At 66.8% G+C, this 3,070-nt stretch carries 3 protein-coding genes; all 3 read left to right on the forward strand.

Annotated elements, in window-relative coordinates; translation table 11 throughout:
• Positions 1–120: 120 nt before the first annotated feature.
• Positions 121–1,437 (forward strand): cytochrome P450, encoded by a 1,317-nt coding sequence (locus tag AAC997_RS05110; protein WP_340644610.1) that lies wholly within the window; start codon positions 121–123, stop codon positions 1,435–1,437.
• Between the two features lie 203 nt (positions 1,438–1,640).
• Entirely contained in the window at positions 1,641–2,723 is a 1,083-nt protein-coding gene (locus AAC997_RS05115) for a helix-turn-helix transcriptional regulator (RefSeq protein ID WP_340644611.1), read from the forward strand.
• A gap of 123 nt (positions 2,724–2,846) precedes the next feature.
• A partial coding sequence (locus AAC997_RS05120; protein ID WP_340644612.1) for a hypothetical protein occupies positions 2,847–3,070 on the forward strand: 224 nt, incomplete at its 3' end.

Consider the following 3,070-nt stretch of genomic DNA (forward strand, 5'->3'; position numbering starts at 1 on the left):
CGCCCGCCCCGCACCGAAAAGTGACGCCCCCGTCAGGTTAAGGCTTGCCGAACGCTGTTCAAACGCCGACCTGTGGGGCAACGGGCCTTCGAAGGCTTGGCCAAGGTGAGGAACACCCCAATGAGCGAGCCCGCCACTCTGGAGGCCCCCGCGCTGAAGACCGCGCGCGATGAGGTCTATGCCCTGCCGATCGAGAGCCTGAACGTGGCCAGGTCGGCGCTGTTCAAGGACGACGCCATCTGGCCCTACTTCGAGCGCCTGCGGGCCGAGGATCCCGTCCACTGGCAGCCGGCCAGCGACTTCGAGCCCCATTGGGCGGTCACCCGCTACAACGACATCATGGCGGTCGACACCAATCATGAGGTGTTCTCGTCGGAGGGCGGCATCAGCCTGGGCCCGAGCGAAGAGATGATCGCCAAGCTGGTGGCCAGCGGCGCGCAGATGACCGGCGGCGCTTTTGGTGGTCCCGGCCCGAACATGTTCATCGCCATGGACCCGCCCAAGCACGATGAGCAGCGCAAGACGGTCAGCCCGGCGGTCTCGCCGCACAACCTGAAGATCATGGAGCCGCTGATCCGCGAGCGGGCCGGGGCGATCCTCGACAGCCTGCCGATCGGCGAAGCCTTCGACTGGGTCGACAAGGTGTCGATGGAACTGACGGCCATGACGCTGGCCACCCTGTTTGGCATGCCGCAGGAAGATCGCCGCAAGCTGACCCGCTGGTCCGACACGGTGATGTCGCGCCCCGGCGACGGCGTGATCGACAGCTGGGAAGAAAAGCGCGCCGAGATGGGCGCCTATGCCGGGTATTTCCTGAACCTGTGGGCCGAGCGCAAGGTCAACCCGATCGACGGCGACATGGTCTCCATGCTGGCCCACGGCGAGGCCACCAAGGACATGAATCAGTTCGAGTACCTGGGGAACATCATCCTGCTGACGATCGGCGGCAACGACACCACCCGCAACACGATCTCCGGTTCGATCTATGCCCTGAACAAATATCCCGACCAGTACGCCAAGCTGCGGGCCAACCCCGAGCTGATCCCGTCGATGGTGTCGGAGACGATCCGCTGGCAGACCCCGCTGGCCCATATGAAGCGGGTGGCGACGCGGGACTTTGAACTGGGCGGCAAGACCATCAAGAAGGGCGACAATGTCGTCATGTGGTACGTCTCGGGCAACCGCGACGATACGGTCATCGACCGGCCCAACGACTACATCATCGACCGCGAACGGGCCCGGCAGCACCTGTCCTTCGGCTTCGGCGTCCACCGCTGCGTGGGCAATCGCCTGGCCGAGCTGCAGCTCAAGATCATCTGGGAAGAGATCCTGGCGCGCTTCCCCGACATCCAGGTCCTCGAAGAGCCGCAACGGGTCCCGTCGACCTTCGTGAAGGGCTACAAGTCCATGCAGGTGATGATCCCGCGCCGGCTGTAGGCGGCCGTCCGGGCCCGCCCGCCGGGCAGGCGGCCTGCTCCTGGGCGCGCGCGCACGCACTGGTTTTTGAGCACCGGGCGCCGCGCCTCGGGTTCCGTCCGATTCCGCACCTTTCCGGGGCTGGCGGCAGATTTGCGACGTTGTTCATCGGCATCGTCGATGGTTAGATCGCCCGGTCTTGCCCCTCGAAAGATGCGTACCCGATGGAAGATGAACTTATCGACCGGATCTATGAGTGTTCGGTCGTGCCGGAACTCTGGCCCGCCGTCCTCGACGATCTGGCGACCCTTACCGAGTCGCGCGGCGGCATTCTGTTCTCGGCGCGCAGGTCGCTATTCTGGACCGCTTCCGGATCGGTGCGGGACGTCTTCGAGGCCTATGTCAACGACGGCTGGTTCATGCGCTGCCCCCGGCGCACCTGCCTGATGAGCAAGTCAGATCCGTCGTTCTTCGTGGAACAGGATTTCTGGAGCGACGACGAGATCGAGGTCGACCCGATCTATCGCGACTTCTTCCGTCCCCGCGGACTGGGCTGGTCGGCGGGAACGGGGCTGCAGATGCCGACCGGGGACAACATCGTCTTCAGCGTCGAGCGCGACCTTGAGCGGGGCCCTGTGGAACCCGAGCACGTCGCGGCCCTGAACCGGCTGCGCCCCCACCTGGCCCGGAGCGCGCTGGTCAGCGCCCGTCTGGGATTGCAGCGAGGGCGCGGCGCGACGGAAGCCTTGGCGGAATTGCGGCTGCCCGCGCTGCTGCTCAACGAGGCGGGCGTGGTGATCGAAGCCAATAGCTGGGCGCAGGACCTGCCAGATCAGTTCAAGTTCGGCGCGCACGATCGCCTGGTCGTGGCCGACAAGAGCGCCCAGGAGCTGCTGGCGGCGAATCTGAAGCTGATGGGCAATTCTTCCGCCGCCGGCCGCGCCAGCTTCCCGCTGCGGGACGAATTTGGAACAGCGACCTTGGTGCTTCACCTGATCCCGATCAGCCGGTCGGCGCACGACATCTTCGGCCCCAGCTTCGCCCTGTTGCTGGCGACCCCGGTGAGCAGTGAGCGCGCGCCGTCCGTCGACCTGATGCGGTCGCTGTTTGACATGACGCCGGCCGAGGCCCGGGTGGGCCAGGCGATGGCCCGAGGTCAGACGCTGGAAGATGTGGCGACCGACCATGGGGTGTCGATCAATACGGTGCGAAACCAGCTGCGGGCGGTGCTCGAAAAGACCGGCTGCGCCCGGCAGGCCGAACTCGCGGCCCTGATGGCGAACCTCGCCGTCGCCCCCTCCGCCTGACCGGCGCGTCGCGGGACCCTGGTCTTGGTGGCGGCAAGCGTGGCCACGATCACGTCATTGGCGTTGGGGGCCTATCGACGCGGGCGCGACATTCCTACATGAGGGGGCAAAGGGAGACGACATATGCGTAGCGCCGCCACCAAACTGACCTCGATGCTGGGGGTGACCCTGGTCCTGGCCCTGATGGCGGCCGAGCCTGCGGAGGCCCGCCGCGGCGGTAGCTTCGGCAGCCGGGGCGCGCGCACCTATGCCGCCCCGCCCCCCACCGCGACAGCGCCCCGGGCGACCGCGCCGATCCAGCGCTCGATGACCCCTGACCGTCCCGGCGCCACGGCTCAGGCCCCGGC

It is taken from the genome of Phenylobacterium sp. (genome assembly GCF_037968635.1).
In the GTDB taxonomy this organism is placed as follows: Bacteria; Pseudomonadota; Alphaproteobacteria; order Caulobacterales; family Caulobacteraceae; genus Phenylobacterium.

Bases quoted from the DNA above. Each gene is read 5' to 3' on its own strand.
- AAC997_RS05110 (WP_340644610.1), top strand. From the start codon at position 121: ATGAGCGAGCCCGCCACTCTGGAGGCCCCCGCGCTGAAGACCGCGCGC.
- AAC997_RS05115 (WP_340644611.1), top strand. From the start codon at position 1,641: ATGGAAGATGAACTTATCGACCGGATCTATGAGTGTTCGGTCGTGCCG.